This is a genomic window from Cupriavidus laharis, from assembly GCF_914271435.1.
Lineage (GTDB): Bacteria > Pseudomonadota > Gammaproteobacteria > Burkholderiales > Burkholderiaceae > Cupriavidus > Cupriavidus laharis.
The window spans coordinates 105,363-129,169 of the sequence record NZ_CAJZAI010000007.1 but is presented as its reverse complement, the minus strand read 5'-3'; the positions used below and the strand labels follow the sequence as shown (position 1 = coordinate 129,169).

Genomic DNA, 23,807 nt, shown 5'->3' with positions numbered 1-23,807 from the left:
CTGCAATCAAGGAGATCGAAGTGAGCCAGTTCGACAACGTATCGGTCGTCAAGAAGGCCAACCTGTATTTCGACGGCAAGTGCGTGAGCCACACCGTGCTGTTCGCCGACGGCACGCGCAAGACGCTGGGCGTGATCTTCCCGTCGGCGCTGACCTTCAACACCGGAGCCCCCGAGATCATGGAAATCAACGCGGGCGTGTGCCGCGTGCGCCTGGCCGGCTCCGAAGACTGGCAGACCTACGGCGCCGGCCAGCAGTTCAGCGTTCCGGGCAACAGCAGCTTCGACATCGAGGTGCAGGAAACCCTCGACTACGTCTGCCACTTCGCCTGATTGTGGCGGCGGAGCCGGTCAGAGCACGACCGGCTCCGGTTCGATGCGCACGCCGAAGCGGGCCTGAACCGTATCGGCGATGCGCCCGGCCAGCGCCAGCAGCGCTGCGCCCGTACCGCCGCCGTGGTGCACCAGCACCAGCGCCTGCTTGCCATAGACGCCTACGGGGCCGTCATTGAGCCCCTTGAAGCCGCAGCGGTCGATCAGCCAGCCGGCGGCCAGCTTGAAAGTGCCGTCGGGCTGGGCATAGCTGACCAGGTCAGGGTGGCTTGCCAGCAGCGCATTCCGTTGCCCCGCGCTGACCAGCGGATTCTTGAAGAAGCTGCCCGCGTTGCCGATCTGCGCGGGATCCGGCAGCTTGCGCGAGCGGATGGCAATCACCGCATCGCGGATCGTGGCGGCATCGGGTGCCGCGTTGCCCTCTAGTTCCCGCGCCAGTTCGCCGTAGGCAAGCACCGGCTGCCAATCGCGCGGCAGGCGCAGCGTTACCGCCGTGATGATGTAGCGGTCGCGGCCTGCCTGCTTGAACAGGCTGTCGCGGTAGCCGAATGCGCACTGTTCCTGGTTCAGGTCCACGAAGCGCAGCGTCTGGCGGTCCAGCGCGCGCAAGCCCGCAAAACGCTCGCGCAGCTCCACGCCATAGGCGCCGATGTTCTGGATCGGCGCCGCGCCCACGGTGCCGGGGATCAGCGCCAGGTTTTCCAGGCCAGGCAGTCCCTCGGCAATGGTGCGGCCGACCAGCCCGTGCCAGTTCTCGCCGGCACCGGCCGTGACCAGCCATGCATCCGGGCCCGTTTCCACGCTATAGCCCGGAATCTCCATCAGCAGGACCAGCGCGTCCAGGTCTGCGGTCAGCACCACATTGCTGCCCCCGCCAAGCACCACCAGCGGAAGACCCTTGGCGCGCGGATCTTCCAGCGCAGCCAGCAGGTCGGATTCGCTGCGGACATGGACGGCGTAGCGCGCACGGACGTCGAATCCGAATGTATTGTGGCGGCGCAGGGGATAAAATTCGTGGAAATCTGCCATGCAAGCTAGAGGTGATGCGGCCGCCGCAGCGCGGCCGGGCGCCTCGTGGAGGGCGAGGCAGGCTGGATTATACGGAAGTGCCGGCGTGGCCCGTTCGGGCCGTGAACGTCGGGCAAGCGAGTGACAAGGAGAATGCAATGCCGTCGTTTGACGTAGTGTGCGAAGCGAACATGGTCGAGGTCAAGAATGCGGTCGAGCAGGCCAACAAGGAGATCTCGACGCGTTTCGATTTCAAGGGTTCGGACGCACGGGTCGAGCAGAAGGAAGGCGAACTGACCGCCTTCGCGGACGATGATTTCAAGCTGGGCCAGGTCAAGGATGTGCTGATCAACAAGATGGCCAAGCGCAATGTCGATGTGCGCTTCCTGGACTACGGCAAGGTCGAGAAGATCAGCGGTGACAAGGTCAAGCAGGTCATCACGATCAAGAAGGGGGTGACCGGCGACCTCGCCAAGAAGATCGTGCGCATGATCAAGGACAGCAAGATCAAGGTCCAGGGCAGCATTCAGGGCGATGCCGTGCGTGTTTCCGGCACCAAGCGCGATGACCTGCAGAGCGTGATTGCCATGCTGCGCAAGGACGTGTCCGAGGCGCCGCTGGACTTTAACAACTTCCGGGACTGAGTCCCGCACCGGCGCCGGTGCAATGCCGGCGCCAGGCCTGGCTGCCTGCCGCGCTCAGCGCGGTTGCGGCAGCCCGCCGATCTTCGCGCCGGCCCGGATGCCCTTCTGCGCGAACCACCCTTTGTTCATTTCCAGCGCGTAGCGGATCGCTGCCTTGGGGCAGTGGTTGTCTTGCGTCTGCGGCGCCATGTCCTCGATATTGACGATGCTGCCGTCATCGGCGAGGAAGGCGATCGACAGCGGCAAGTCGGTGTTCTTCATCCAGAAGCAGTGGCCGGCCTTCTGCTCGAACACGAACAGCATGCCGGCATTGGCGGGCATCGACTTGCGGTACATCAGGCCCTGCTCGCGTGCCGCGGGGGTGGATGCGACCTCTGCCTGGATGGCGTACATCCCGGCCGTGAGCGGCACCACGGGCAATGTGCTCTGGGCGTGAGCCAGTCCGCTGACGGCGGCGGTCAGCAGGATGCAGCGGGAAAGCAGGGTCTTGGTCAGGGTTCGCATGGCAATGCGGCTGGGGGTTCGATGGCAGGCGCAAGCATAACGCACACTCGGGCGAACGGCGCGGCACCTGCACGATGGCCAGTTGGATACAAAAAAGGCAGGTTGCCGGGCAACCTGCCTTTCGCGCGTACGTCGGCTGGCCGACGCGGTCGCGTACTTATTGTGCGGCGCCTTCCGCCTTCGGTGCCGAAGCAGCAGCCTTCTTGGCGTGCTTCTTGTGCGAGCTCTTCTTCTTGCTGGCCTTCGGGGCTTCCTTGGCGGCCGGAGCTGCGTCGGCGGCGGCCGGAGCCGAAGCCTGAGCGAAAGCGCCAGTGGCGAACAGGCCAACAACCAGGGCAGCGATCAGTTTTTTCATTGCGATTACCTCGAAGAATGACTGTAGTCGGAAAGGTTGGCGCGCAATTGACGCGTCACCGACAACAACGAGGACACTGCCCGGTGGGTTGACGTGCCGGGTGTTAGTTTTTGTAACGCACTCGACCCTTGTTGCTGGTGACAGTGGTGCGTGCCCGGTTGGGGCCCTGTCCGGAGCCGCGTGGCGCAGGGTGCGGCGCGCGCGCGGGCGGCAGGCCGAGCAGGTCCGGCGCCACGACGCAGGACTGCCCGGGCTGCAGGCTGAGTTCTCGCAGGTCCAGCCGCCCGATGCTGGCGCGCACCAGGCGCAGCGTCGGGAAGCCGACCGCGGCGGTCATGCGGCGGACCTGACGGTTCTTGCCTTCGCGGATCTGCAATTCCAGCCAGCTTGTCGGGATGGCCGCGCGATAGCGCACCGGCGGATGCCGGGGCCAGAGCCAGGGCGGCTCTTCGACCGCTCGGACCTTGGCCGGCAGGGTACGGAAATCGCCAAGATCAACGCCTTGCCGCAAGCGGGCCAGCGCAGCCTCGTCGGGAATGCCCTCGACCTGCGCGAAATAGGTCTTGGCGAGCTTGTGGCGTGGGTCGGCGATCCGTGCCTGAAGGCCGCCGTCATCGGTGAGCAGCAGCAGGCCCTCGCTGTCGGCATCGAGCCGGCCGGCCGGGTATACGCCAGGCGTCGCAATCCACTCGGCCAGGGTCGGGCGCGAGGGATGCTCGGAAAACTGGCTCATGGTGCCAAATGGCTTGTTCAGTGCAATCAGCGTCATGGGGCAGCAGTATGCCGCAGCGCCGGTCCGCAGCCGGCTTTCCTTGACCGGCGCGGCTTGGCGGGATGGCAGATCGCGAAAAATTGCTGCATAATGTGAAATTAGTCTTGTGTCTTATATAAGACTGAAATGGTGCGGCGCAGTGCAAGCGGGCCCCGGCGTCCAGATACAATGCCTTCGCCCCACCTCCCTCATTTTGCTGCCGGGTCGTGTACCGGGCGGCCGTCATAACCGTTCCGTACTGGAGACGTCATGTACCAACACATCAAGGTTCCGGCCGGCGAGAAGATCACGGTCAACCAGGATTTTTCGCTGAATGTCCCGGACAATCCGATCATTCCCTACATTGAAGGCGATGGTACGGGCCTGGATATCACCCCGGTGATGCTCAAGGTGGTGGATGCCGCGGTGGCCAAGGCCTACGGCGGCAAGCGCAAGATCTCATGGATGGAGATCTACGCCGGCGAGAAGTCCACCAAGGTCTATGGCCCGGACGTATGGTTGCCCGACGAGACCCTGGACGTGCTCAAGGAGTACGTCGTCTCGATCAAGGGCCCGCTGACTACCCCGGTCGGCGGCGGCATCCGCTCGCTGAATGTGGCGCTGCGCCAGCAACTCGACCTGTATGTGTGCCTGCGTCCGGTGCGCTACTTCAAGGGTGTGCCTTCGCCGGTGCGCGAGCCGGAGAAGACCGACATGGTCATCTTCCGCGAGAACTCCGAAGACATCTACGCCGGCATCGAGTGGGAAGCCGAAAGCGCGCAGGCCAGGAAGCTGATCGCCTTCCTGCAGAACGAAATGGGCGTGAAGAAGATCCGCTTCCCGGAAACCTCGGGCATCGGCATCAAGCCTGTATCAAAGCAGGGTACCGAGCGCCTGGTGCGCAAGGCCATCCAGTACGCCATCGACAACGACAAGCCGTCGGTGACGCTGGTGCACAAAGGCAACATCATGAAGTTCACGGAAGGCGGCTTCCGTGACTGGGGCTACGAGCTGGCCCAGAAGGAATTCGGCGCCGAACTGGTCGACGGCGGCCCGTGGTGCAAGTTCAAGAACCCGAAGACCGGCCGCGACATCGTCATCAAGGACACCATTGCCGACGCCTTCCTGCAGCAGATCCTGCTGCGTCCGGCCGAATATTCGGTGATCGCCACCCTGAACCTGAACGGCGACTACATTTCCGATGCGCTGGCGGCGCAGGTCGGCGGCATCGGCATCGCCCCGGGCGCAAACATGTCCGACTCGGTGGCCATGTTCGAAGCCACCCATGGCACGGCGCCGAAGTATGCCGGCAAGGACTACGTGAACCCGGGTTCGGAAATCCTGTCGGCCGAAATGATGCTGCGCCACATGGGCTGGACCGAGGCGGCCGACCTGATCATCGCGTCGATGGAAAAGTCGATCCTGTCGAAGAAGGTCACGTACGACTTCGCCCGTCTGCTGGAAGGCGCGACGCAGGTGTCGTGCTCGGGCTTTGGGCAGGTGATGATCGACAATATGTGACGGCATATCAGTCAGTCTCAGCCTGACGCGCAAACCCCGGTGGCTCAATGGCTTCTGGGGTTTTTCTTTTGCAGCCCGTATCAGCTAGTACCGCTGCACAGAGGTTATGACAGTTTGGCTGGGTTGTAGGGCAGGCAAGCAGTTGTGGTCAATGAGCAGTTCGATGGTGCGAGCAATACCTGCTTGGTGGCGGATCAATCCATTGCGTTCGAGATTAAGCACCATTTGATGGACGGAAGGAGCCGTAACGGCGAAGAAGCGCTGCATGTCGCGCTCGGCCGGAGAGCGGCCGTTTATCAAGCTGTAGGCCCAGATGAAGGCGAGATACTGACCTTGCTTGTCGGTGAAACTCGGACAGGCTGAACGCTCGCCAGACAATGGAAGCGATTTCTGACTCATTCGGAATCCCCGCAGTCGAAGGAGGCCTCCAGAAGGAGGCCATTCGAATGAATCTACGCTATCGAGTCGAACTCGACCAATCCGAGCGCGAGGCGCTTGCTGCCATGCTAAGCGGCGGCATGCAAGCTCAAGCGAGCGCAAATCTTGCTTGCAGCGCACGCTGGCCAGGATGACGCGAGCATTGCAGCCACCGTGGCGGTTGGCGAATCCACGGTGTACCGCACCAAGCGCCGCTTCGTGAAGACGGGTCTGGAAGCGGCGCTGAACGAACAGGCTCGCCCCGAAGCGCAGCGCAAGCTCAGCGGCAAGGAAGAGGCCCTGCTGATCGCCACCGCCTGCACCAACCCGCCACCGGGACGTGCGCGCTGGAATTGCTCGCCGACACGCTCGTCAAACTGACCGGGCACGAAGCGCTTTCGCGCGAAACGGTACGCCGGCGCTTGGCCGAGAACGATCTGAAGCCCTGGCGCAAGGACATGTGGTGCATTCCCAAGATCGACGCGGAATACATTGCACGCATGGAAGACGTGCTCGACCTCTATGCCGAAACCCCGGACCCACAACACCCGGTGGTGTGCTTCGATGAGAGCCCGACCCAGCTCATCGGCGAGGTACGCCAGCGGCGCGCGACGATCTAAGTGACGTGCAACACAGATAACAAAATCTCCAAGCGGAAATTCGGAACGGTCTTATTGAATTCCGTAGCGTTTAGCGCACAAATGGGCAGGCGCCGTTGGGGGCGCAGACCAACTATGGAGCCAGTACCAGCGTGTCGAAAGAGTCCGAAGAGCTATTGCCGTTCTACGAGAAGGCCTTGCTGTGGCCTAACTGGAAGCCGTCCGCGAAGACGTGCACGCTGCTGACCGACATCGAGCCGCGTCTGAACGAGAAGTCGCCGCCGCCGCTGCGCGATCAACCGCCACCGCCCCCGAAGCCCAAAGAGCCGCCTAAGCCCAAGGAACCGACAAAGCCGATGATTGTAGGTATTGCGGAGGCGGTTGTTAAGTTTCAGGACTGGCTCAACAGCCCGCCACCGCCGAAACCCGCGCCTGCTCCGAAGCCTGCGGCGCCGGCCCCCAAAGCCCAAAAGCCGGCGGTGCCGCCGTTTGACTTGCAGGAGGTGCCCCAGGCAATGGATCGCATCGGCTGGCCCATGTCTGCAAAGCTACAGCGCAAGTGGTTCGCCGGCGAACTCAATTACGCAAATACGGACGACGGCGCCCGCGAAGGCATTAATCAGAATGGGCAGCCTTTCCCGCCCAGCATGATTGATACGACTATGTTCAAGCTCGATTGGATTCTGCAATTTCCTCGTGCTAAAGGCATGTTCGATTACCTCGTTAATGAGCATATATATTCCAAGCCAGCGAAAAGCGCTATTGCGCAACAGTTGCGTACACACAATTCTGCACTTGGTAGATATAGAAACGGGTGGAAAGTATCCGGGTTCGACATGCATCGTTTCCACCGAAACTATAATTTTCAGTTCGCCCGGGTGGATGCCGAGGCGTTTGATAAGGTGATGATGTATGTATTGGGATCGGCGTTACCAAATGGAATTTTTATGGACGACCTGTATGGGTCCCTTGGCAAACAAGGTGGCGATCTCATTCTTTATTCGGATATGAAAGTGATAACCTTGACCGAGTCGATGGTATTTCAATTCCCGTGGTCGTGGGGGGATCTGCGATGACGCCGCAACGGGTGGTCCTGGTGCTGATTATTTTTTGTCTCGGATGGCTATATTGGGATGACATCCAAAACCGGCGAAACGCCCATGAGTGCAAGCGGGACGAGGGGGCGCTATACGTCGGCGAAACTTGCTACCTCTCAAACGAATGGGGAACGCTGTTTCGTCTGTATGACGGCAAAACTGGCGAGCTACTGGCAGAGCGCCAATATCTTACCCCGGAACCTCGCGAGCCCATTTGGGAACCCACGCACGTGATATACGATGTGGGCAGTAACGATGGCTTCGTAAGGTTGCCACCTACTTGGTGGGACCGTCTGTGGGCCAAGCTGCCCTAGAAACCCGCGTTGCCAGCGCCATCGCAATACCTCACCAACGAGGGGCGCACGGCGCTGAGCTATCGCGCGCACTGACCTCGCTGGTTCTGCGGGCACTGGCGCGCGCCTGCAGGGAAGACCCCGGCGCCGCCATGCGGCTTCCGGGGTTTTTTCTTGCCTGCCGGGAAGCGGTTGGCTAGAACGTGAGGGTATTCCGCCATGCAAGGAGTCAACTGATGGAAGACCCGTTTCGCCGCACCACACTAGGCGCGGCAGTGTTCTACAAGGAGCCCCTGGGCGCGCTCGACTGGCTGGAAAAGGCGTTCGGTTTCACGCGCACCATGGTCATCACCGACGATCAGGGCAGACTCGCGCATGCCGAGATGCGCTTCGGGGACAGCTACCTGATGGTGGGCAGCGAGTGGGCCGACTACACCGCAAGCCCCGCCAGCGTGAATGGCAAGAACACGCAGTCGATCCATGTTCACCTGGAGGACGGGCTGGATGCCCATTGCGAGCGTGCCCGCGCCGCCGGCGCGGTGATCGTCCGCGAGCCGGAAGACCAGTTCTACGGTGACCGCGTCTATACCGCCCGCGACCCGGAAGGCCATGTCTGGACCTTTGGCCAGACCGTGCGTCGTGTCAGCCGGGAGGAGGCCGAGCAGGCCAGTGGCCTGAAGATCGAGGGCTGGACCTGACTGGCGGCGCCGTCACCCGCACAGAATGCAGAAAGCCCGGCACGAAGCCGGGCTTTCTGTCGGATGCGGTAGCGTGCAGCTGAGGTCCGTGCAGCGGCACTGCCGCTGCCCTGAGGGCGATGACACAAGCTTGCGCGGATCCCGTTCCGGGGGAGTTCCCCCCGCATCCTTGGTGACCACCCCGGAACTCTGTCGGCCCGGGTGCGGTCGCGGCGCACTTCAGGCCGAGGCGTCCTGGATGTTGGTGGCTTGCTTGCCCTTGGGGCCCTGGATCACCTCGAACGAGACGCGCTGACCTTCCTTGAGCGTCTTGAAGCCCGACATCTGGATTGCCGAAAAGTGCGCAAACAGTTCTTCTTCGCCTTCGTCCGGCTTGATGAACCCGAAACCCTTGGCGTCATTGAACCATTTGACGATACCGCTTGCCATATACTCCCCCAACGAAATTGCAGATTTCAAAGCGGGGAAGCCTGCGGCCAGCCGGATGACACGCGCTGCGGCGCCATGGCGGCCGCTTCCTTTCGGGGCGCGGCCGGCAATGACGCAGCATGGTGTATCGCGTGGCGACGGTTCCGGCAGTTGATTGCCGGGCCAGCCGCCACTGGTTCGTGGGCCTCCCTGCTCACGGATCACCCGGTCCGGCCTTTTGCTTGGCTCGCGAGCCTGGACCCGGTGTGCGACCGATTCTTCTGGCAAACCAATCTACTGTCAAGTTGGCGGATTCCCCACTCCCGGCAGGGTGTGGCGGGAATGGGACGGCGGCTGGTGGTACCGTGTGGGGGCGCGAACAGTGGTGCGGCGCGCGTTGGCGGTAGCCTGCCAGCGTGCACCGCCCACGTGCATTGCAGTGCCTTTGGCACTGTCCGAATGACTGGGAACGGGTGGCACGGCTCTTGAATCCTGCGACTGTTCCCCAAATTGCAGAGTTGCGAGTAAGGGTTAGAATAAAGCCATGGCTACACGGCTGGCGAATGTCCCACAACGCGAAGCAGGCACCATTCTGGAGCGGAAAGAGCAGCAGCTCAAACCGCCCGCTATGTACAAGGTGGTGCTGCTCAATGACGACTACACTCCGATGGAGTTTGTAGTCATGATCCTGCAACAGTATTTCAGCAGGGACCGGGAAACGGCGACGCAGATCATGCTCACCGTGCACCGCGAAGGTAAGGGCGTCTGCGGTATCTACACCAGAGATATCGCCGCGACAAAAGTCGAGCTGGTGTCAACGCACGCGCGGCAGGCGGGCCATCCCCTGCAGTGCGTGATGGAGGAAGCATGATTGCGCAAGAATTGGAAGTGAGCCTGCACATGGCGTTCGTTGAGGCCCGGCAGGCACGCCACGAGTTCATTACCGTGGAACACCTGCTGCTGGCGTTGCTCGACAACCCGACGGCAGCTGAGGTCTTGCGCGCCTGCGCAGCCAATATCGAGGACTTGCGCACTAGCCTGAAGAATTTCATCGCTGACAACACACCGGTCGTTCCCGGCACCGACGAGGTTGACACCCAGCCTACGCTCGGTTTCCAGCGCGTGATCCAGCGCGCGATCATGCACGTGCAGTCGACTTCCAACGGCAAGAAGGAAGTGACCGGTGCCAACGTGCTGGTCGCCATCTTCGGCGAGAAGGACTCGCACGCGGTCTATTACCTGCAGCAGCAGGGCGTGACGCGCCTGGACGTGGTCAACTTCATCAGCCACGGCATCCGCAAGGACCAGTCCGAGCCCGCCAAGCACGGCGATGCCGCGGGCGAGGGCGAGGGCGGCGACGGCAAGGAAAGCCCGCTCGAGCAATACACGCAGAACCTGAACGCGCTGGCCAAGGCCGGCAAGATCGACCCGCTGATCGGCCGCGAGAGCGAAGTCGAACGCGTGGTGCAGGTGCTGTGCCGCCGGCGCAAGAACAACCCGCTGCTGGTGGGCGAGGCCGGCGTCGGCAAGACCGCGATCGCGGAAGGCCTGGCGTGGCGCATCACCAAGAACGAGGTGCCCGACATCCTCGAAAAGGCCACCGTGTACTCGCTCGACATGGGCGCGCTGCTGGCCGGCACCAAGTACCGCGGCGATTTCGAGCAGCGCCTGAAGGGCGTGCTGAAGTCGCTCAAGGACAACCCGAACGCGATCCTCTTCATCGATGAGATCCACACGCTGATCGGCGCGGGCGCCGCATCGGGCGGCACGCTGGATGCCAGCAACCTGCTCAAGCCGGCGCTGTCGTCGGGCCAGCTCAAGTGCATCGGCGCGACCACCTTCACCGAATACCGCGGCATTTTCGAGAAAGACGCTGCGCTGTCGCGGCGTTTCCAGAAGATCGACGTGGTCGAACCGTCGGTCGACCAGACCGTACAGATACTGCGCGGGCTGAAGTCGCGCTTCGAGGAACACCATGGCGTCAAGTACGCGGCATCGGCGCTGACCGCGGCCGCGGAACTGTCGGCGCGCTTCATCACCGACCGTCACCTGCCTGACAAGGCGATCGACGTGATCGACGAAGCCGGCGCGGCGCAGCGCATTTTGCCGAAGTCGAAGCAGAAGAAGACCATCGGCAAGAGCGAGATCGAGGACATCGTCTCGCGCATTGCCCGCATCCCGCCGCAGAGCGTGAACCAGGACGACCGCAGCAAGCTGCAGACGCTGGAACGCGACCTGAAGTCGGTGGTGTTCGGCCAGGACCCGGCCATCGAGGCGCTGGCCTCGGCGATCAAGATGTCGCGCGCGGGCCTGGGCAAGACCGACAAGCCGATCGGCTCGTTCCTGTTCTCGGGCCCCACCGGCGTGGGCAAGACCGAAGTCGCCAAGCAGCTCGCTTTCATCATGGGCATCGAGCTGCTGCGCTTCGACATGTCCGAGTACATGGAACGCCATGCGGTGAGCCGCCTGATCGGCGCGCCGCCGGGATACGTGGGCTTCGACCAGGGCGGCCTGCTGACCGAGGCCGTCACCAAGAAGCCGCACTGCGTGCTGCTGCTGGATGAAATCGAGAAGGCGCATCCGGATATCTTCAATATCCTGCTGCAGGTGATGGACCATGGTTCGCTGACCGACAACAACGGCCGGCGCGCGGACTTCCGCAACGTGATCATCATCATGACCACGAATGCGGGGGCGGAGACCATGAACCGCGCCACCATCGGCTTCACCACGTCGCGCGAGCAGGGCGACGAGATGGCGGACATCAAGCGCATGTTCACGCCTGAGTTCCGTAACCGGCTGGATGCGATGATCAGCTTCCGCTCGCTGGACGAGGAAATCATCCTGCGCGTGGTCGACAAGTTCCTGATGCAGCTGGAAGAGCAGCTTCACGAGAAGAAGGTGGAAGCCAGCTTCACCGAGAAACTGCGCAAGTTCCTGGCGCACAAGGGCTTCGATCCGCTGATGGGCGCACGGCCGATGCAGCGCCTGATCCAGGACATGATCCGCAAGGCCCTGGCCGACGAGTTGCTGTTCGGCAAGCTGGTGTCCGGGGGCAAGGTGGTGGTCGATCTCGATGATCAGGACCAGATCAAGCTGGACTTCTCCGAGGCCGATCCGGAGCCGCCGGAGGCGCCGGAAAGCGAGCAGCGCGCGGAGGCCTGACCGGGCGCGCGAGGACATTGTCTGCAATTGCGGCCATCCTCGGGCAAAATACAGGGGCGGCAGAGATGCCGCCCTTTGTTTTTGTCCCGGCAGCCGGCTGGTTGCCCCATCCTGAAAGACCGATGTCCCGTCCCGAACGCACGCGGCTGCGCCGCATGCTGCTCAAGGCGCTGCCGCTGGCCGCCACGCCCCTGACTGCGGTGCAAGCCGTTGCCGCCACCGCTGCGAGTGCGCCCGCCGAATCGCCCGTGAGCGGCCGCCCGATTTCGATGGTCCTGCCATTCCCGCCGGGCGGCAGCGTCGATATCGTGGCGCGCCAGCTTCAGCCGGGCCTCAAGGCCTTGCTTGGCCAGACGGTCGTGGTCGACAACAAGCCGGGCGCGGGCGGGCTGATCGCTTCCAGCACGGTCGCGCGGGCAAAGCCGGACGGCAATACGCTGCTGATGGCATTCGACACCCACGCGATCAACCCGTTTGCCTACAAGCAGCTGCCCTACGACACCTTCCGCGATTTCACGCCGATTTCGCAACTGGTGCGCTTCCCGCTGGTGATCGCCGCCAACCCGGCGCTGTCGGCATCGAATGTGCGCGAGCTGATCGCGCTCGCCAAGGCCAAGCACGACGGCGTGCGCTACGCCTCATCCGGCATCGGCAGCCTCAACCAGCTCGCCGCCGAGGCCCTGGCGACCGAAGCCGGCGTGCACATGCTGCACGTGCCCTACAAGGGAGGCGGCCCGGCCGTGCAGGCCGTGCTGGCGAACGAGGTCGACATTTTCTTCAGCAGCTACGCGGCCGTGCAGGCCCACGTTGCGGCCAAGACCATCAAGGTGCTCGGCGTGACCGGCACCAGCCGCCTGAAGCAGCTGCCGCAGGTGCCGACGGTGGCCGAGCAGGGCATGCGCGGGTTTGAGGCGTACTCGTGGATCGGCGTGTTTGGCCCGGCGGGCATGGCGCCCGCCACCGTGAGCCGCATCCACGATGCGCTGGTGGAGTCGCTGCACCAGCCACGCGTGGTCGATGCGCTGGCGGCGCAGGGGTTCGAGATCGTCGGCGGCAGCCCGGCCGAGCTTGGCAACCTGGTGCGCCACGAGCACGACAAGTGGCAGGCCGTGGCGCGCAAGGCCAACATCCAGTTCGAGTGATGGCAAACCACGCTGAAATGTTCGACCATGCCGTCGTGGTCTGCCCCGATCTCGATGCCGGCGCCGAGGCCTGGCGCCGGCTCGGTTTCACGCTGACGCCGCGCGGTTACCATACGCTGGGTTCACAGAACCACTGCATCATGCTCGCGCGCGACTACATCGAGCTGCTGCACGTCACGGCGCCCAATCCCAGCCGGCAGTACTACTGGGAGGCGCAGGTGCGCGGCGGCGGCTGTGCGGCAATGTCATGCAAGAGCGCCGACGCCTTCAGCACGGCGGCCCGGCTGCGCGAGGACGGATGGCATACGTCCGACCCGATCGCGTTTTCCCGTCCCGTGGTGCTCGACGATGGCAGCGAGCACGCTGCCACCTTCCGAGTCACGGCGCTGGATGATGCGCCGGGCGCGCGGTATTTCGTCTGCGAGCATCGCACGCCTGAACTGCTCTGGCGGCCGGAGTGGATGCGCCACGCCAATGGCGCGCAGGGCATTGCGTCGATGTTCCTCGTGGTGGCGCCGGCGCTGGTCGACGCCGCCGGCCGTGCCTATGCCGAACTGACCGGCGGCGAGATGACCCAGCTCAGCGACCACATCTGCAGCCTCGCGCTGGACGATGCCACGCTGGTCATCAGCACGCCGCAGGCGCTGGCGGCGGCCACCGGCACCTCGCACATCCGGCGCGACGTGCCTGGCTATGCGGCGATCCGGCTGCGCACCAGTGCGCTGGGCGAAGCCCGCCAGCTCTGGCGTGCGGCCGGCATTCCGGCCCAGGACCTGGGCCCGCACGAAACGCTGATTCCTGCGGAGGCCGCCGCTGGCGTGGCCCTGCTGTTCGAACAGCAGGGCTGAGGTTCCAGGGGCCGGCTGCGCTCAGGCGCTGGCCTTGGCGTGGTGTACGCCGGTCGAGCCGAAACCGCCGGCGCCGCGCTCGCTGCTTTCCGAGAATTCTGCCACTGTCGTGAACACCGGGCGCAGCACGGGCACGAACATCATCTGGGCGATGCGCTCGCCCGGCTGGATCACGATGGGCTCGGTACCGGGTGCGTTGCGGTTCCACACGCTGACCATGATCTGGCCCTGGTAGTCGGCGTCGATCACGCCGATCGAATTGCCCAGCACCAGGCCTTTCTTGTGGCCCAGCCCCGAGCGCGGCACGATAGTCGCCGCCATGTACGGGTTGCCCATGTGCACGGCGATGCCGGCTGGCACCAGTTGCGCAGCGGTACCCGGCGCGATCGACACCGGCGCGTCGACGCAGGCGTGCAGGTCGATGGCGGCGGCCATGTCGCTCTGGTAGGCGGGCAGACCCCACTCGTTCAGGCGGGAATCCAGCACCTTGATTTCAACGGATGGGTTCAGTTCTTGGCTCATTTTCAGGATCGGTTCTGCGAATCTCCGGCAAGGAGGCTTGCCCTGCCGGATTCAGTTTTCGGAATTCAGTTCAAACGCTTCGGCCAGCAGCTGGTAAGTGCGCAACCGGGCGGCATAGGTGGCGGTCACGCTCAGCACGACCAGCTCATCCGCGGCGAACTGCTCGCGCAGGGCCAGCATGCGCGCTGTCACGCGTTCAGGCGTGCCGCAGATCGTGCGCGGGCGTTCGCGCTCGATGATCAGTTGGTCGCGTTCGGTCGGAACGTGGCTCTCAGCCTGCTCCAGCGAGGGAATCGGGGCATTGACGCCATAGGCCATCTGCAGCCGGCGCAGGTCCACCGCGCGTTCCAGTTCGGCGGCTTCGGCGTCGGTGTCGGCGCAGATCACGAAGATCGCGGCGGCGCTGTAGGGCCGTGCCTCGTACCCGGGCCGGAAGTCCTCACGGTACTGCCGCGCGACCAAGTGGCCGGTGTGCGCGTTGATGAAATGCGCGAACGCGAACCGCAACCCCAGGCGCGCGGCCAGTGCGCCGCCGTAGTCGCTGGAACCCAGTATCCACAGTTCGGGCCTTGTATCCACCACGGGTTGGAGCAGCACGCCCTCGGCCAGATGGCCGGGGGGCACGTCGCCGCGCAGCAGGCAGGACAGGTCGCGCACCTGCTCCTCGAACTGCGCGCCGCGGTCGTACTGGCCCATCGCCACGGCCTGTGCCGTGCGCATGTCGCCACCAGGTGCGCGGCCCACGCCGAGGTCGATGCGGTTCGGGAACAGTCCTTCGAGCATGCGGAACTGCTCGGCGACCTTGAACGGGCTGTAGTAGGGCAGCATGACGCCGCCCGAGCCCAGCCGGATGCGCTGCGTGACGCTGCCGATGCGTGCGAGCATGACTTCGGGCGCCGGATTGCAGACGCCATGCAGGCCGTGGTGCTCGGCGCACCAGTAGCGCGTGTAGCCAAGCGCGTCGGCCATCTGGGCAAGCTCTACGGTGGCAGCCAGCGCGTCACGGGCGGTATGGCCGGCGATGACCGGGCTCTGGTCGAGCACGGACAGGCGCAGCCGGGGCTTGGTCGCGGTCATGGAGCGTCAGGGTTGGGCGCGGCCCGGCAGGCGCTGGCCGATAGCGGCCACGAGCTGGCGCGCCAGCGTGAGCTTGTCGGCGCGCGGCAGCCGGGTCATGCCGGCGGCATCGAACAGCACGATCTCGTTGTCGTCGAGGCCGAAGGTGTGGTGGCCGATATTGCCGACCAGCAGCGGCACGCCTTTGCGCCGGCGCTTTTGCTCGCCGTACTGCTCCAGGTTTTCGCTCTCCGCGGCAAAGCCGACGCAATAGGGCGCATCGGCGCGCGCGGCCACGGTCGCCAGGATGTCCGGGTTCTGCACGAACTGCAGCGTTGGCGTATCGGTATCGTTGGCCTTCTTGAGCTTCTGCTGCGCCACCTCGGCGGGGCGCCAGTCGGCGACGGCCGCGACCGCAATGAAGACGTCGACGTCGCGCAGCTGGGCCAGCACCGTGTCATGCATCTGCTGGGCGCTGCGCACGTCGGTGCGCACCACGCCGCGCGGCGTGGGCAGACCGGTCGGGCCGGCTACGAGCAGCACCTCGGCGCCGGCCTCGCGTGCAGCGCGGGCGATGGAAAAGCCCATCTTGCCCGAGGAAAGATTGGTGATGCCGCGCACCGGATCGATGGCCTCGAAGGTCGGGCCCGCGGTGATCAGCACGCGCTTGCGCGACAGCGGCTTGGGCTGGAAGAACGCGATGATGTCATCGACCAGCTCTTCGGGTTCCAGCATGCGGCCGTCGCCGACTTCGCCGCAGGCTTGGTCGCCGCTGCCCGGTCCCAGGATGACGACACCGTCGTCACGGAGCTGCGCCGCGTTGCGCTGTGTTGGCGCGGCGGCCCACATCTGGCGGTTCATGGCGGGCGCCACCAGCAGCGGGCAGTCGCGCGCGATGCACAGCGTGGTGAGCAGGTCGTCGCACAGGCCATTGGCCAGCTTGGCCAGGAAGTCGGTCGATGCGGGTGCGATCACGATAGCATCGGCCTCGCGCGAGAGGTCGATGTGCGCCATGTTGTTGTCGACGCGCGCATCCCACTGCGACAGGAAGACCGGGCGGCCCGACAGGGCCTGCATGGTGACCGGGGTGATGAAATGGGTCGCCGCCTCGGTCATTGCCACCTGGACCGTGGCGCCGGCCTTGGTCAGCAGGCGGACCAGCTCGGCGGACTTGTAGCAGGCGATGCCGCCGGTCAGGCCGAGAACGATGTGCTTGCCGCGCAAATCCATGTGGGACTCGTCAGAGAAAATGGTTTCGGCATGATACCGGCAGCACGTGCAGGCTGCCGGAGGCGGCTCAGTGCCGGCTCAGTGTCGACGAACGCGCCGCAACTCGTCCACGATCAGCAGCACCGCGCCCACCGTGATGGCGCAGTCCGCCACGTTGAACGCGGGCCAGTGGTAGTTGCGCACGTAGAAATCGAGGAAGTCGATCACGTGCCCGTAGACCACGCGGTCGACCACGTTGCCCACGGCGCCGCCCAGGATCAGCGACACGGCGAAGCAGAACAGCCGCTGGCCCGTGTGGCGGTACAGCAGCCAGACGATGAACGCGCCGACTACGATCCCGAGCCCGGTGAAGAACCAGCGCTGCCAGCCGCCGGCATCGGCCAGGAAGCTGAACGCCGCGCCCTTGTTGTACACCAGGACCAGGTTGAAGAAGCTCGTCACCGGACGCGATTCCCCATAGGTGAACGTGCGCACGATAACGATCTTGAAGAACTGGTCCAGCACCACCACCAGCAGGGCGAATGCCATCCACAGCAGCGGCGTGGTGTTGCCCGAGGCCTTGTTATTGCGGCGCGCCGGGCGGGCGGAACGGGTCGTGGTCGATGCCATCAGGCATGGCTCCTGTGTTCACCGGCGCCGAACAGGTTGCTGTCGCAGCGGCCGCAAAGGGTCGGGTGGTCCGGGTTCTGTCCGACATCGGCGCGGTAGTGCCAGCAGCGCTCGCACTTGGCGTGTGCCGAAGCCGCCACGGTGACCAGCAGGTCGCCAGCCTCTGGCGCGGGCGTGACCGTGGCCGCGGACGTCAGCAGCACGAAGCGCAGATCGTCGCCGAGGCTCTGCAGCGCGGCCAGCACCGGGCCGCCGGCCTGGATGTTGACCTCGGCCTGCAGCGACGAACCGATGGCGCCTTCCACGCGCACCGCTTCCAGCTGCTTCGTGACTTCCGCGCGCACTTCACGCAGGGTATGCCATTTCTGCAGCAGGTCGTCGGCCTGGTCCACTTCCGGCAGCGTGTAGTAGGTGCTCGTGAAGATGGTGTCGGTGTGGCCGGTGCCGTGCGCGAACACCTGCCAGGCTTCCTCGGCGGTGAACGACAGGAACGGCGCCATCCAGTGCAGCATGGCCTGCGTGATGTGGTACAGCGCGTTCTGCGCCGCGCGGCGGTCCCTGGAGTCCGGCGCGGTGGTGTAGAGGCGGTCCTTCAGCACGTCCAGGTAGAAGCCGCCCAGGTCTTCCGAGCAGAAGGTCTGCAGCTTGGCTACCACCGGGTGGAATTCGTACGAGTCGTAGTGCGACAGTACTTCCTTCTGCAGGCGCTCGGTCAGTGCCACGGCGTACTGGTCGATCTCCAGCCATTCGGAGGCCGGCAGCGCATGCTTCGCGTGGTCGTAGTCGGACAGGTTCGACAGCAGGAAGCGCAGCGTGTTGCGGATGCGGCGATAGCTTTCCACCACGCGCTTGAGGATCTCGTCGGAGATCGACAGCTCGCCCGAGTAGTCGGTCGAGGCCACCCACAGGCGGATGATCTCGGCGCCCATCTTGTTGGCGATGTCCTGCGGCGACACGGTGTTGCCGACCGACTTGGACATCTTGCGGCCTTCGCCGTCCACGGTGAAGCCATGCGTCAGCAGCGCCTTGTAGGGCGGCTTGCCGTACAGCATCGATGCCGTCAGCAACGACGAGTGGAACCAGCCGCGGTGCTGGTCGGAGCCTTCCAGGTACAGGTCCGCCAGGCGGCCGTCGACTTCATCGGCCGACGGGTCGTACAGGTCGTCGCGGTGCGAGCCGCGGATCACGGTCCAGTGCGTGGTGCCCGAATCGAACCACACATCGAGCGTGTCGCGGTTCTTTTCGTACTGGTCGGCCTCGGCGCCGAGCAGTTCCTTCGGGTCCAGCGCCTGCCAGGCTTCGATGCCGTGCTGCTCGACGCGCTTTGCCACTTCTTCCAGCAGCTCGGGCGTGCGCGGGTGCAGCGCGCCGGTTTCCTTATGGAGGAAGAAGGCCATCGGCACACCCCACTGGCGCTGGCGCGACAGCGTCCAGTCCGGGCGGTTGGCGATCATGTTGTGCAGGCGCTGCTTGCCCCACGACGGATAGAACTCGGTGGCCTCGATGCCGGCCAGCGCGGTTTCGCGCAGCGTCGGCACGGCCTTGCCGTTCTGCTCGACCGGATCGACATCCATGCCCGCGAACCACTGCGAGGTGGCGCGGTAGATGATCGGCGTCTTGTGACGCCAGCAGTGCATGTAGCTGTGGGTGTACTTGTGCGAGTTGAACAGGTTGCCGGATGCCTTCAGGACCTCGACGATCTTCGGGTTCGCATCCCAGATCGACAGGCCGCCGAACAGTGGCAGCGTGCCCGCGTACACGCCGTTGCCCATCACCGGGCTGATGATGTCGTGGTCGCTCATGCCGTGCGCCTTGCACGACTGGAAGTCTTCCACGCCATAGGCCGGCGCCGAGTGCACGATGCCCGAGCCGGTGTCAGTGGTCACGTAGTCGCCGAGGTAGATCGGCGACAGGCGGTCATAGCCGGCGTCCATCTTGGCCAGCGGGTGGTGGAAGCGGATTTCCGACAGGGCGGCACCAGTCGTGGTCGCGACGACCTTGCCTTCCAGTTCATAGATCTTGAGTTGTTCCTCGACGCGCTCGGTGGCCAGGATCAGGTAGCCGCGCGGCGTGTCGACCAGCGCGTATTCGACTTCCGGATGCACGTTGAGCGCCTGGTTGCTCGGGATCGTCCACGGCGTGGTGGTCCAGATCACGATCCAGCCCGGCTTGGCGTTGATCTGCTCGATCGAAAGCTTGAAGGCATGCGCCAGCTTGTCGGCTTCGGCGAACGGGAAGCCCACGTCGATCGACAGGTCGACCTTGTCCTTGTACTCGACTTCAGCCTCGGCCAGCGCCGAACCGCAGTCGAAGCACCAGTTGACCGGCTTCAGGCCGCGGAACACATAGCCCTTTTCCATGATCTTGCCGAGGGCGCGGATCTCGTCGGCCTCGTTGCTGTAGTTCATGGTCAGGTACGGATGGTCCCAGTCGCCGAGCACGCCCAGTCGTTCAAAGTCCACCATCTGGCGCTTGATCTGCTCCGTGGCATAGGCACGCGCCTTGGCCTGGACTTCCTGCACCGGCAGGCCCTTGCCGAACTGCTTTTCGATCTGGATCTCGATCGGCATGCCGTGGCAGTCCCAGCCCGGCACGTAGACGGCGTCCAGGCCGGTCAGCCCGCGCGCCTTGACGATCATGTCCTTGAGCACCTTGTTGACCGCGTGGCCGATGTGGATGTCGCCGTTGGCGTACGGCGGGCCATCGTGCAGCACGAACTTCTTCGCGCCCTTGCGGGCCGCGCGGATCTTCTTGTAGAGCTGCTTGTCCTGCCACTGCTTGACCCACTGCGGTTCACGCTTGGGCAGGTCGCCGCGCATCGGGAAGGGGGTGTCCAGCAGGTTGACCGGATATTTGCTTTTCTCGGGCTTGGCGCGTTTGTCGTTGGACATGTCGATTCTCGGGGCAATTCGTTTGGCGCGCAGCGGGCCGCGTATTTGGCCACATAGGGGCCGCACATGGCGTGCGCGCAGGAAAGACGGGATGAGGCGGAGCGCGAACCGGCACCCCGGGGTGCCGGGCCGCTAGCTAATTCGGTCGGTGGCGGAGGTGGCGAAGTCGCGGCCGCCAGCGCCCTCGGCCTGGCCGGTCGGGGCGTCCGGCGCGGTCAGGCCGAAGAAGGCGCGCGCGTCGGCGCTGTCCTTGGCGATGGCCGCGGTCAGGTCTTCCAGGTTGTCGAAGCGCGCCTCATCGCGCAGCTTCTTCATGAACTCCACCCGGATCAGCTTGCCGTACAGGTTCTCGTTGACGTCGAACAGGTGGACTTCCAGCAGCACGCGGCCGGCGTCCTCGATGGTCGGGCGCACGCCGATGCTGGCCACGCCCGGCAGCGGATGATCGGCAATGCCGTGCACCTGCACGACGAAGATGCCGTTGACCGCCGGACGCTTGTGCGAGATGCGCAGGTTCAGCGTCGGAAAGCCCAGGTCGCGGCCCAGCTTGCGGCCGTGGATCACATGGCCGCTGATCGCATAGCCATGGCCGAGCAGGCGGCGCGCATGTTCGAGGTCGCCATCGGCGAGCGCCTGGCGCACGGCCGAGCTGGAGATGCGGATGCCGCCTTCGGACACCGAGCCCATCTGCTCGACGTCGAAACCGAAACGCTGGCCCGCGTCCTGCAGGTAGGCAAAATCGCCGGCGCGTTTGGCGCCGAAGCGGAAATCGTCACCGACCAGCACCCAGCGCGCGTGCAGGCCGTGCCACAGCACGTTCTCGACAAATGCCTGTGGCGACTGGCCGGCGAAGTGGGCGTTGAAGTGCTCCACCACTACGCGGTCGACGCCATTGCGGCGCAGGCTCTCGAGCTTGTCGCGCAGCAGGGCGATGCGGGTCGGCGCCTTGTCCGGCGTGAAGAACTCGCGCGGATGCGGCTCGAACGTCATCACGCACAGCGGCAGGCCGCGCGCGTCGGCCGCCGCGCGCGCGCGCGCAAGCAGCGACTGGTGGCCGCGATGCACACCGTCGAAATTGCCGATGGTAAGCGCGCAGGGCGCGCGGCTCTCGGCGTTGGGCAGGCCGCGGAAGACTTTCACGGGGACGGCGGGAAATGTTTCGGGGTAGGGTAGGAGCATACCATTTCTGGTGATGCTCCCCCCTAAGAACCGTACGTGCGAGTTTCCCCGCATACGGCTCAAGCCTCTCAAAGTAAATGAGTCAATCAAGTACCGGCTTTACAGCGATTCTGCCGTAGTGATGGACTTGAACATGACAACCGGGATGCACCAGCACTCGATTTCCTAGAGCATCGGAGCCGCCAAGAACGCGCGGCACGAGGTGATGGTCATCCCATCCAGTCTCTTTGGTTATCTTGCTCTGACACACCGCACACAAGCCCCGCTGGGACATATACAGCTTGATCCATTGCTTGCGGTGTGACATGTCGTCGGACATGCGTGCCTGTCGCAATTTCTCGCCATACATCTCCTGCGCTGGGTCAAACGGATGGTAGTCCGCCCGAACCTTCTTGTGCCTCCTTATCTGCGTACTCGCAAGCGAATACAGCTCCAGCCAGAAAGGATTGCCCTTCTTATCCACAGTCGTGGTTCCAAACACCCAGTTCCGAGCCTCTATGGTGGCGAAGTATTTCTTCCGCACCCACTCGGCATTCTTCCCTCGATGTCGCCGTTTTGCCCACCTCCACAAAGCACAGAAGATCTGGTGCTCCATCTTGGTGAACGCCGCCGTTGCTACCACCGGGCGATGATACTGCGCCCACCCTCTTAGCATCGGATTCAGCAGTCTGATCAGATCATCCTGCTTTGCCGTTTTCTTGACACTGATGACTTCCTTCACTTTGCGGTAGAACGCTTGCACGTTCTTCTTGCTCGGCTTGATGAGCAGCTTTCCCGAGTACTTCCGGAAATTCCACCCTAGAAAGTCAAAGCCGTCGGCGATGTTGACGATCCGCGTTTTCTCCGTCGATAGTGTCAGCCCCCGTACTGCCAGGAACTTCTCCACCCACGGCTTCACTTCATTTTCTAACACCTCCGGCGTATTGCCGGTGATCACGAAGTCGTCCGCATAGCGCACTACATTCACTTTCAGCTTGTTGGATTTCACGACGCCGAATTTCGCCCGTAGGGACGCATCCAGTTGTCGCTCCAATCCGTTCAGTGCCACGTTTGCCAGAGTCGGGGAAATGATGCCTCCCTGTGGTGTTCCGGCGTCGGTCGCCTGAAACTGGCCCTGAAAAACCACGCCAGCTTTCAACCACTTCCGAAGGATTGCTTTGTCCATTGGGACATTGCGCTCCAGCCAGTTGTGGCTGATATGGTCAAAACACCCTTTGATATCCGCTTCCAGCACCCATTGAGCCGAAGCTCGCTTGGACAGGGACGCGAAGAGCTGGGACATGGCATCGTGAGTGGAGCGATTGATCCGAAACCCATAAGAGTTCGGATCGCTCGTCCCTTCGGACACCGGCTCCAGCGCCAGCAGATACAGCGCTTGCATGGCTCGGTCGTGCATGGTCGGAATGCCCAGAGGGCGCTTCTTCCCATTTGACTTGGGGATGTAGACACGCTTCAACGGCAGCGGTCGATACCCCCGGTGCTTCAACCTCCCGATGGCTTCCCATCGGTCTTCAGGCGTTTCCCACTCGACGCGATCGACTCCTGCCGTCCGCGCACCTTGGTTCATCGCCACTCGCCGCACCGCCGATGCCTTGGCGGACCACGAGCGGGTCAGGGACCTTTGCAAGGCTTTCACCCTGCGCCAGTCCCCTTCCTGTGTTGCCTTCGCAATTCGAATCTGCATTACCCGAACGTTCCGGTCGACGCGGCGCCAGTCAATGTCGCCCCATCTCTCTGGTACGCCGGAAGGCGCAGATTCATCCTCACGGATCAATGCTTCCATGCTGCCCTCCTATCTTGAGGATCTTCCCCAACATCGAAAGACAACATGCCCCTTGTGGGACATGTTGTCCCACAAGGGAAGAAAAGTTAAACAAGCGAGTTCAGTCAGTCGTCTTGCGACGAGTAGACCAGTTGGAAGTCTGCCCGCTTTCGCGTGGGATGATGTTTCAACCCCTATCCGGACCGTTACAGCCCGGCATTCGCTTTTTCCAACCTCCCATACCCGCACAGCCAACAGCGTTCCTTGCGGTTCGCCTGCCTGAGCCAAACAGCACTCGGGCAGCTATACGGGCTTACCACGTTCCCCACGCGTTACACGACTGGGTTAGGGCCTGCCTCTTCGCCGGTGGTCTGAAGGCGATGTACTCCGAGCTTTAAGCGGAGTATCCGACCACGTACCTTTTGGTTAGTGCCTATCATCAGCTTTGGCACTGCAATGCTTACGACGTTTATCAGCAGTTCACATGTGTTACCCATACCAGCCAGCCTAGCTCCTCAACCGATGCTGCTTCGGTCTTCTACCCGCGAATCTCACAATCCACGGGCACCCTTGCGGGGGCTACATTGTCAGGGAAGCTTCACACCCCACCGTTGCCAGTGACGCATGTCCCCCTAGGCTACTGCTAATCGCATAGCAGGTTCTCTATCAAGGCGTCCTCGCGGGCGTGCTTGACTGAACCATAACGCGCGGAGCTGACGCTCCGGGACCTCACTTCTTGCTCGCGTGCTCCCATCCAGGCGAGCGCTTGACGTCGG

22 protein-coding genes and 1 pseudogene are annotated in these 23,807 nt (G+C 63.7%); 10 read left to right on the top strand and 13 right to left on the bottom strand.

Features of this window, described 5'->3' with window-relative positions:
• The first annotated feature begins 20 nt into the window (after positions 1 to 20).
• Positions 21 to 332, top strand: a complete 312-nt coding sequence (ppnP, locus tag LDO29_RS15835) for a pyrimidine/purine nucleoside phosphorylase (RefSeq protein WP_224080893.1) — start codon at positions 21 to 23, stop codon at positions 330 to 332.
• Positions 333 to 350: 18 nt separating this feature from the next.
• On the opposite strand, the gene murB is transcribed toward ppnP, so the two are convergent.
• Positions 351 to 1,361: a UDP-N-acetylmuramate dehydrogenase gene (murB, locus tag LDO29_RS15830; RefSeq protein WP_224080737.1), complete on the bottom strand. Its 1,011-nt coding sequence runs from the start codon at positions 1,359 to 1,361 to the stop codon at positions 351 to 353.
• A gap of 137 nt (positions 1,362 to 1,498) precedes the next feature.
• On the opposite strand from murB, the gene LDO29_RS15825 reads away from it, so the two are divergent.
• On the top strand, positions 1,499 to 1,984 hold the full coding sequence (locus LDO29_RS15825) for a YajQ family cyclic di-GMP-binding protein (protein ID WP_224080736.1): 486 nt from the start codon (positions 1,499 to 1,501) through the stop codon (positions 1,982 to 1,984).
• 54 nt (positions 1,985 to 2,038) lie between these two features.
• On the opposite strand, the gene LDO29_RS15820 is transcribed toward LDO29_RS15825, so the two are convergent.
• The 3 genes from LDO29_RS15820 to LDO29_RS15810 form a co-directional block, all read right to left on the bottom strand.
• Positions 2,039 to 2,488, bottom strand: coding sequence for a DUF192 domain-containing protein (locus LDO29_RS15820; protein WP_224080735.1), 450 nt, complete (start codon positions 2,486 to 2,488; stop codon positions 2,039 to 2,041).
• 157 nt (positions 2,489 to 2,645) lie between these two features.
• Positions 2,646 to 2,843 carry a hypothetical protein gene (locus tag LDO29_RS15815; protein ID WP_224080734.1) on the bottom strand — a complete coding sequence of 66 codons (198 nt, stop codon included), beginning with the start codon at positions 2,841 to 2,843 and terminating at the stop codon, positions 2,646 to 2,648.
• Positions 2,844 to 2,946: 103 nt separating this feature from the next.
• Entirely contained in the window at positions 2,947 to 3,612 is a 666-nt protein-coding gene (locus tag LDO29_RS15810; RefSeq protein WP_224080733.1) for a pseudouridine synthase, read from the bottom strand.
• Positions 3,613 to 3,864: 252 nt separating this feature from the next.
• Here LDO29_RS15810 and icd point away from each other — a divergent pair, with 252 nt between their 5' ends.
• Complete coding sequence (gene icd / locus LDO29_RS15805; protein ID WP_224080732.1) at positions 3,865 to 5,115, top strand: NADP-dependent isocitrate dehydrogenase; 1,251 nt, start codon at positions 3,865 to 3,867, stop codon at positions 5,113 to 5,115.
• 84 nt (positions 5,116 to 5,199) lie between these two features.
• Here icd and LDO29_RS15800 read toward each other — a convergent pair whose 3' ends face one another.
• Positions 5,200 to 5,514, bottom strand: a complete 315-nt coding sequence (locus LDO29_RS15800) for a LexA family protein (RefSeq protein ID WP_224080731.1) — start codon at positions 5,512 to 5,514, stop codon at positions 5,200 to 5,202.
• Between the two features lie 47 nt (positions 5,515 to 5,561).
• Here LDO29_RS15800 and LDO29_RS15795 point away from each other — a divergent pair.
• The 3 genes and pseudogenes from LDO29_RS15795 to LDO29_RS15785 all read left to right on the top strand — a co-directional run.
• A pseudogene (locus LDO29_RS15795) lies at positions 5,562 to 6,134 on the top strand (IS630 family transposase); the annotation flags it as partial.
• A gap of 149 nt (positions 6,135 to 6,283) precedes the next feature.
• Entirely contained in the window at positions 6,284 to 7,207 is a 924-nt protein-coding gene (locus tag LDO29_RS15790; RefSeq protein ID WP_224080730.1) for a DUF6402 family protein, read from the top strand.
• A gap of 550 nt (positions 7,208 to 7,757) precedes the next feature.
• Positions 7,758 to 8,219 carry a VOC family protein gene (locus LDO29_RS15785; RefSeq protein WP_224080729.1) on the top strand — a complete coding sequence of 154 codons (462 nt, stop codon included), beginning with the start codon at positions 7,758 to 7,760 and terminating at the stop codon, positions 8,217 to 8,219.
• A gap of 219 nt (positions 8,220 to 8,438) precedes the next feature.
• On the opposite strand, the gene LDO29_RS15780 is transcribed toward LDO29_RS15785, so the two are convergent.
• Positions 8,439 to 8,648 carry a cold-shock protein gene (locus LDO29_RS15780; protein WP_224080892.1) on the bottom strand — a complete coding sequence of 70 codons (210 nt, stop codon included), beginning with the start codon at positions 8,646 to 8,648 and terminating at the stop codon, positions 8,439 to 8,441.
• A 523-nt stretch (positions 8,649 to 9,171) separates the two neighbouring features.
• Between LDO29_RS15780 and clpS the strand changes: the two genes are divergently transcribed.
• From clpS to LDO29_RS15760, 4 genes are all read left to right on the top strand, one after another.
• The gene (gene clpS, locus LDO29_RS15775) at positions 9,172 to 9,498 is read left to right on the top strand and encodes an ATP-dependent Clp protease adapter ClpS (protein WP_011298899.1); all 327 of its coding nucleotides are present in this window, start codon (positions 9,172 to 9,174) and stop codon (positions 9,496 to 9,498) included.
• Entirely contained in the window at positions 9,495 to 11,792 is a 2,298-nt protein-coding gene (gene clpA, locus LDO29_RS15770; protein ID WP_224080728.1) for an ATP-dependent Clp protease ATP-binding subunit ClpA, read from the top strand. The genes clpS and clpA overlap by 4 nt, the downstream gene beginning before the upstream one ends.
• A gap of 122 nt (positions 11,793 to 11,914) precedes the next feature.
• A complete protein-coding gene (locus tag LDO29_RS15765; protein ID WP_224080727.1) occupies positions 11,915 to 12,934 on the top strand; it encodes a tripartite tricarboxylate transporter substrate binding protein in 1,020 nt (339 codons plus the stop codon).
• Entirely contained in the window at positions 12,934 to 13,782 is an 849-nt protein-coding gene (locus LDO29_RS15760; protein WP_224080726.1) for a VOC family protein, read from the top strand. Before LDO29_RS15765 ends, LDO29_RS15760 begins: the two co-directional genes overlap by 1 nt.
• A gap of 21 nt (positions 13,783 to 13,803) precedes the next feature.
• On the opposite strand, the gene dut is transcribed toward LDO29_RS15760, so the two are convergent.
• The 7 genes from dut to ltrA form a co-directional block, all read right to left on the bottom strand.
• Positions 13,804 to 14,304 carry a dUTP diphosphatase gene (dut, locus tag LDO29_RS15755; protein ID WP_224080725.1) on the bottom strand — a complete coding sequence of 167 codons (501 nt, stop codon included), beginning with the start codon at positions 14,302 to 14,304 and terminating at the stop codon, positions 13,804 to 13,806.
• A 51-nt stretch (positions 14,305 to 14,355) separates the two neighbouring features.
• Positions 14,356 to 15,381 carry an LLM class flavin-dependent oxidoreductase gene (locus tag LDO29_RS15750; RefSeq protein ID WP_224080724.1) on the bottom strand — a complete coding sequence of 342 codons (1,026 nt, stop codon included), beginning with the start codon at positions 15,379 to 15,381 and terminating at the stop codon, positions 14,356 to 14,358.
• A gap of 6 nt (positions 15,382 to 15,387) precedes the next feature.
• The gene (gene coaBC, locus LDO29_RS15745) at positions 15,388 to 16,590 is read right to left on the bottom strand and encodes a bifunctional phosphopantothenoylcysteine decarboxylase/phosphopantothenate--cysteine ligase CoaBC (RefSeq protein WP_224080723.1); all 1,203 of its coding nucleotides are present in this window, start codon (positions 16,588 to 16,590) and stop codon (positions 15,388 to 15,390) included.
• Positions 16,591 to 16,668: 78 nt separating this feature from the next.
• Positions 16,669 to 17,199 carry a signal peptidase II gene (gene lspA / locus LDO29_RS15740; protein ID WP_224080722.1) on the bottom strand — a complete coding sequence of 177 codons (531 nt, stop codon included), beginning with the start codon at positions 17,197 to 17,199 and terminating at the stop codon, positions 16,669 to 16,671.
• A complete protein-coding gene (ileS, locus tag LDO29_RS15735) occupies positions 17,199 to 20,090 on the bottom strand; it encodes an isoleucine--tRNA ligase (protein ID WP_224080721.1) in 2,892 nt (963 codons plus the stop codon). The genes lspA and ileS overlap by 1 nt, the downstream gene beginning before the upstream one ends.
• Positions 20,091 to 20,222: 132 nt before the next feature.
• Positions 20,223 to 21,230, bottom strand: coding sequence for a bifunctional riboflavin kinase/FAD synthetase (locus LDO29_RS15730; protein ID WP_224080891.1), 1,008 nt, complete (start codon positions 21,228 to 21,230; stop codon positions 20,223 to 20,225).
• Positions 21,231 to 21,351: 121 nt separating this feature from the next.
• Positions 21,352 to 23,052 (bottom strand): group II intron reverse transcriptase/maturase, encoded by a 1,701-nt coding sequence (gene ltrA / locus LDO29_RS15725; protein WP_224080720.1) that lies wholly within the window; start codon positions 23,050 to 23,052, stop codon positions 21,352 to 21,354.
• Positions 23,053 to 23,807: the final 755 nt, after the last annotated feature.

What these genes read in the sequence shown, in the direction of transcription:
- LDO29_RS15760 (WP_224080726.1), top strand. Translation starts at nt 12,934, where the DNA reads ATGGCAAACCACGCTGAAATGTTCGACCATGCCGTCGTGGTCTGCCCC.
- icd (WP_224080732.1), top strand. Translation starts at nt 3,865, where the DNA reads ATGTACCAACACATCAAGGTTCCGGCCGGCGAGAAGATCACGGTCAAC.
- clpS (WP_011298899.1), top strand. Translation starts at nt 9,172, where the DNA reads ATGGCTACACGGCTGGCGAATGTCCCACAACGCGAAGCAGGCACCATT.
- LDO29_RS15780 (WP_224080892.1), bottom strand. Translation starts at nt 8,648, where the DNA reads ATGGCAAGCGGTATCGTCAAATGGTTCAATGACGCCAAGGGTTTCGGG.
- LDO29_RS15765 (WP_224080727.1), top strand. Translation starts at nt 11,915, where the DNA reads ATGTCCCGTCCCGAACGCACGCGGCTGCGCCGCATGCTGCTCAAGGCG.
- LDO29_RS15750 (WP_224080724.1), bottom strand. Translation starts at nt 15,381, where the DNA reads ATGACCGCGACCAAGCCCCGGCTGCGCCTGTCCGTGCTCGACCAGAGC.
- LDO29_RS15785 (WP_224080729.1), top strand. Translation starts at nt 7,758, where the DNA reads ATGGAAGACCCGTTTCGCCGCACCACACTAGGCGCGGCAGTGTTCTAC.
- LDO29_RS15820 (WP_224080735.1), bottom strand. Translation starts at nt 2,488, where the DNA reads ATGCGAACCCTGACCAAGACCCTGCTTTCCCGCTGCATCCTGCTGACC.
- murB (WP_224080737.1), bottom strand. Translation starts at nt 1,361, where the DNA reads ATGGCAGATTTCCACGAATTTTATCCCCTGCGCCGCCACAATACATTC.
- LDO29_RS15800 (WP_224080731.1), bottom strand. Translation starts at nt 5,514, where the DNA reads ATGAGTCAGAAATCGCTTCCATTGTCTGGCGAGCGTTCAGCCTGTCCG.
- coaBC (WP_224080723.1), bottom strand. Translation starts at nt 16,590, where the DNA reads ATGGATTTGCGCGGCAAGCACATCGTTCTCGGCCTGACCGGCGGCATC.
- LDO29_RS15825 (WP_224080736.1), top strand. Translation starts at nt 1,499, where the DNA reads ATGCCGTCGTTTGACGTAGTGTGCGAAGCGAACATGGTCGAGGTCAAG.
- ltrA (WP_224080720.1), bottom strand. Translation starts at nt 23,052, where the DNA reads ATGGAAGCATTGATCCGTGAGGATGAATCTGCGCCTTCCGGCGTACCA.
- clpA (WP_224080728.1), top strand. Translation starts at nt 9,495, where the DNA reads ATGATTGCGCAAGAATTGGAAGTGAGCCTGCACATGGCGTTCGTTGAG.
- lspA (WP_224080722.1), bottom strand. Translation starts at nt 17,199, where the DNA reads ATGGCATCGACCACGACCCGTTCCGCCCGCCCGGCGCGCCGCAATAAC.
- LDO29_RS15810 (WP_224080733.1), bottom strand. Translation starts at nt 3,612, where the DNA reads ATGACGCTGATTGCACTGAACAAGCCATTTGGCACCATGAGCCAGTTT.
- ileS (WP_224080721.1), bottom strand. Translation starts at nt 20,090, where the DNA reads ATGTCCAACGACAAACGCGCCAAGCCCGAGAAAAGCAAATATCCGGTC.
- dut (WP_224080725.1), bottom strand. Translation starts at nt 14,304, where the DNA reads ATGAGCCAAGAACTGAACCCATCCGTTGAAATCAAGGTGCTGGATTCC.
- LDO29_RS15815 (WP_224080734.1), bottom strand. Translation starts at nt 2,843, where the DNA reads ATGAAAAAACTGATCGCTGCCCTGGTTGTTGGCCTGTTCGCCACTGGC.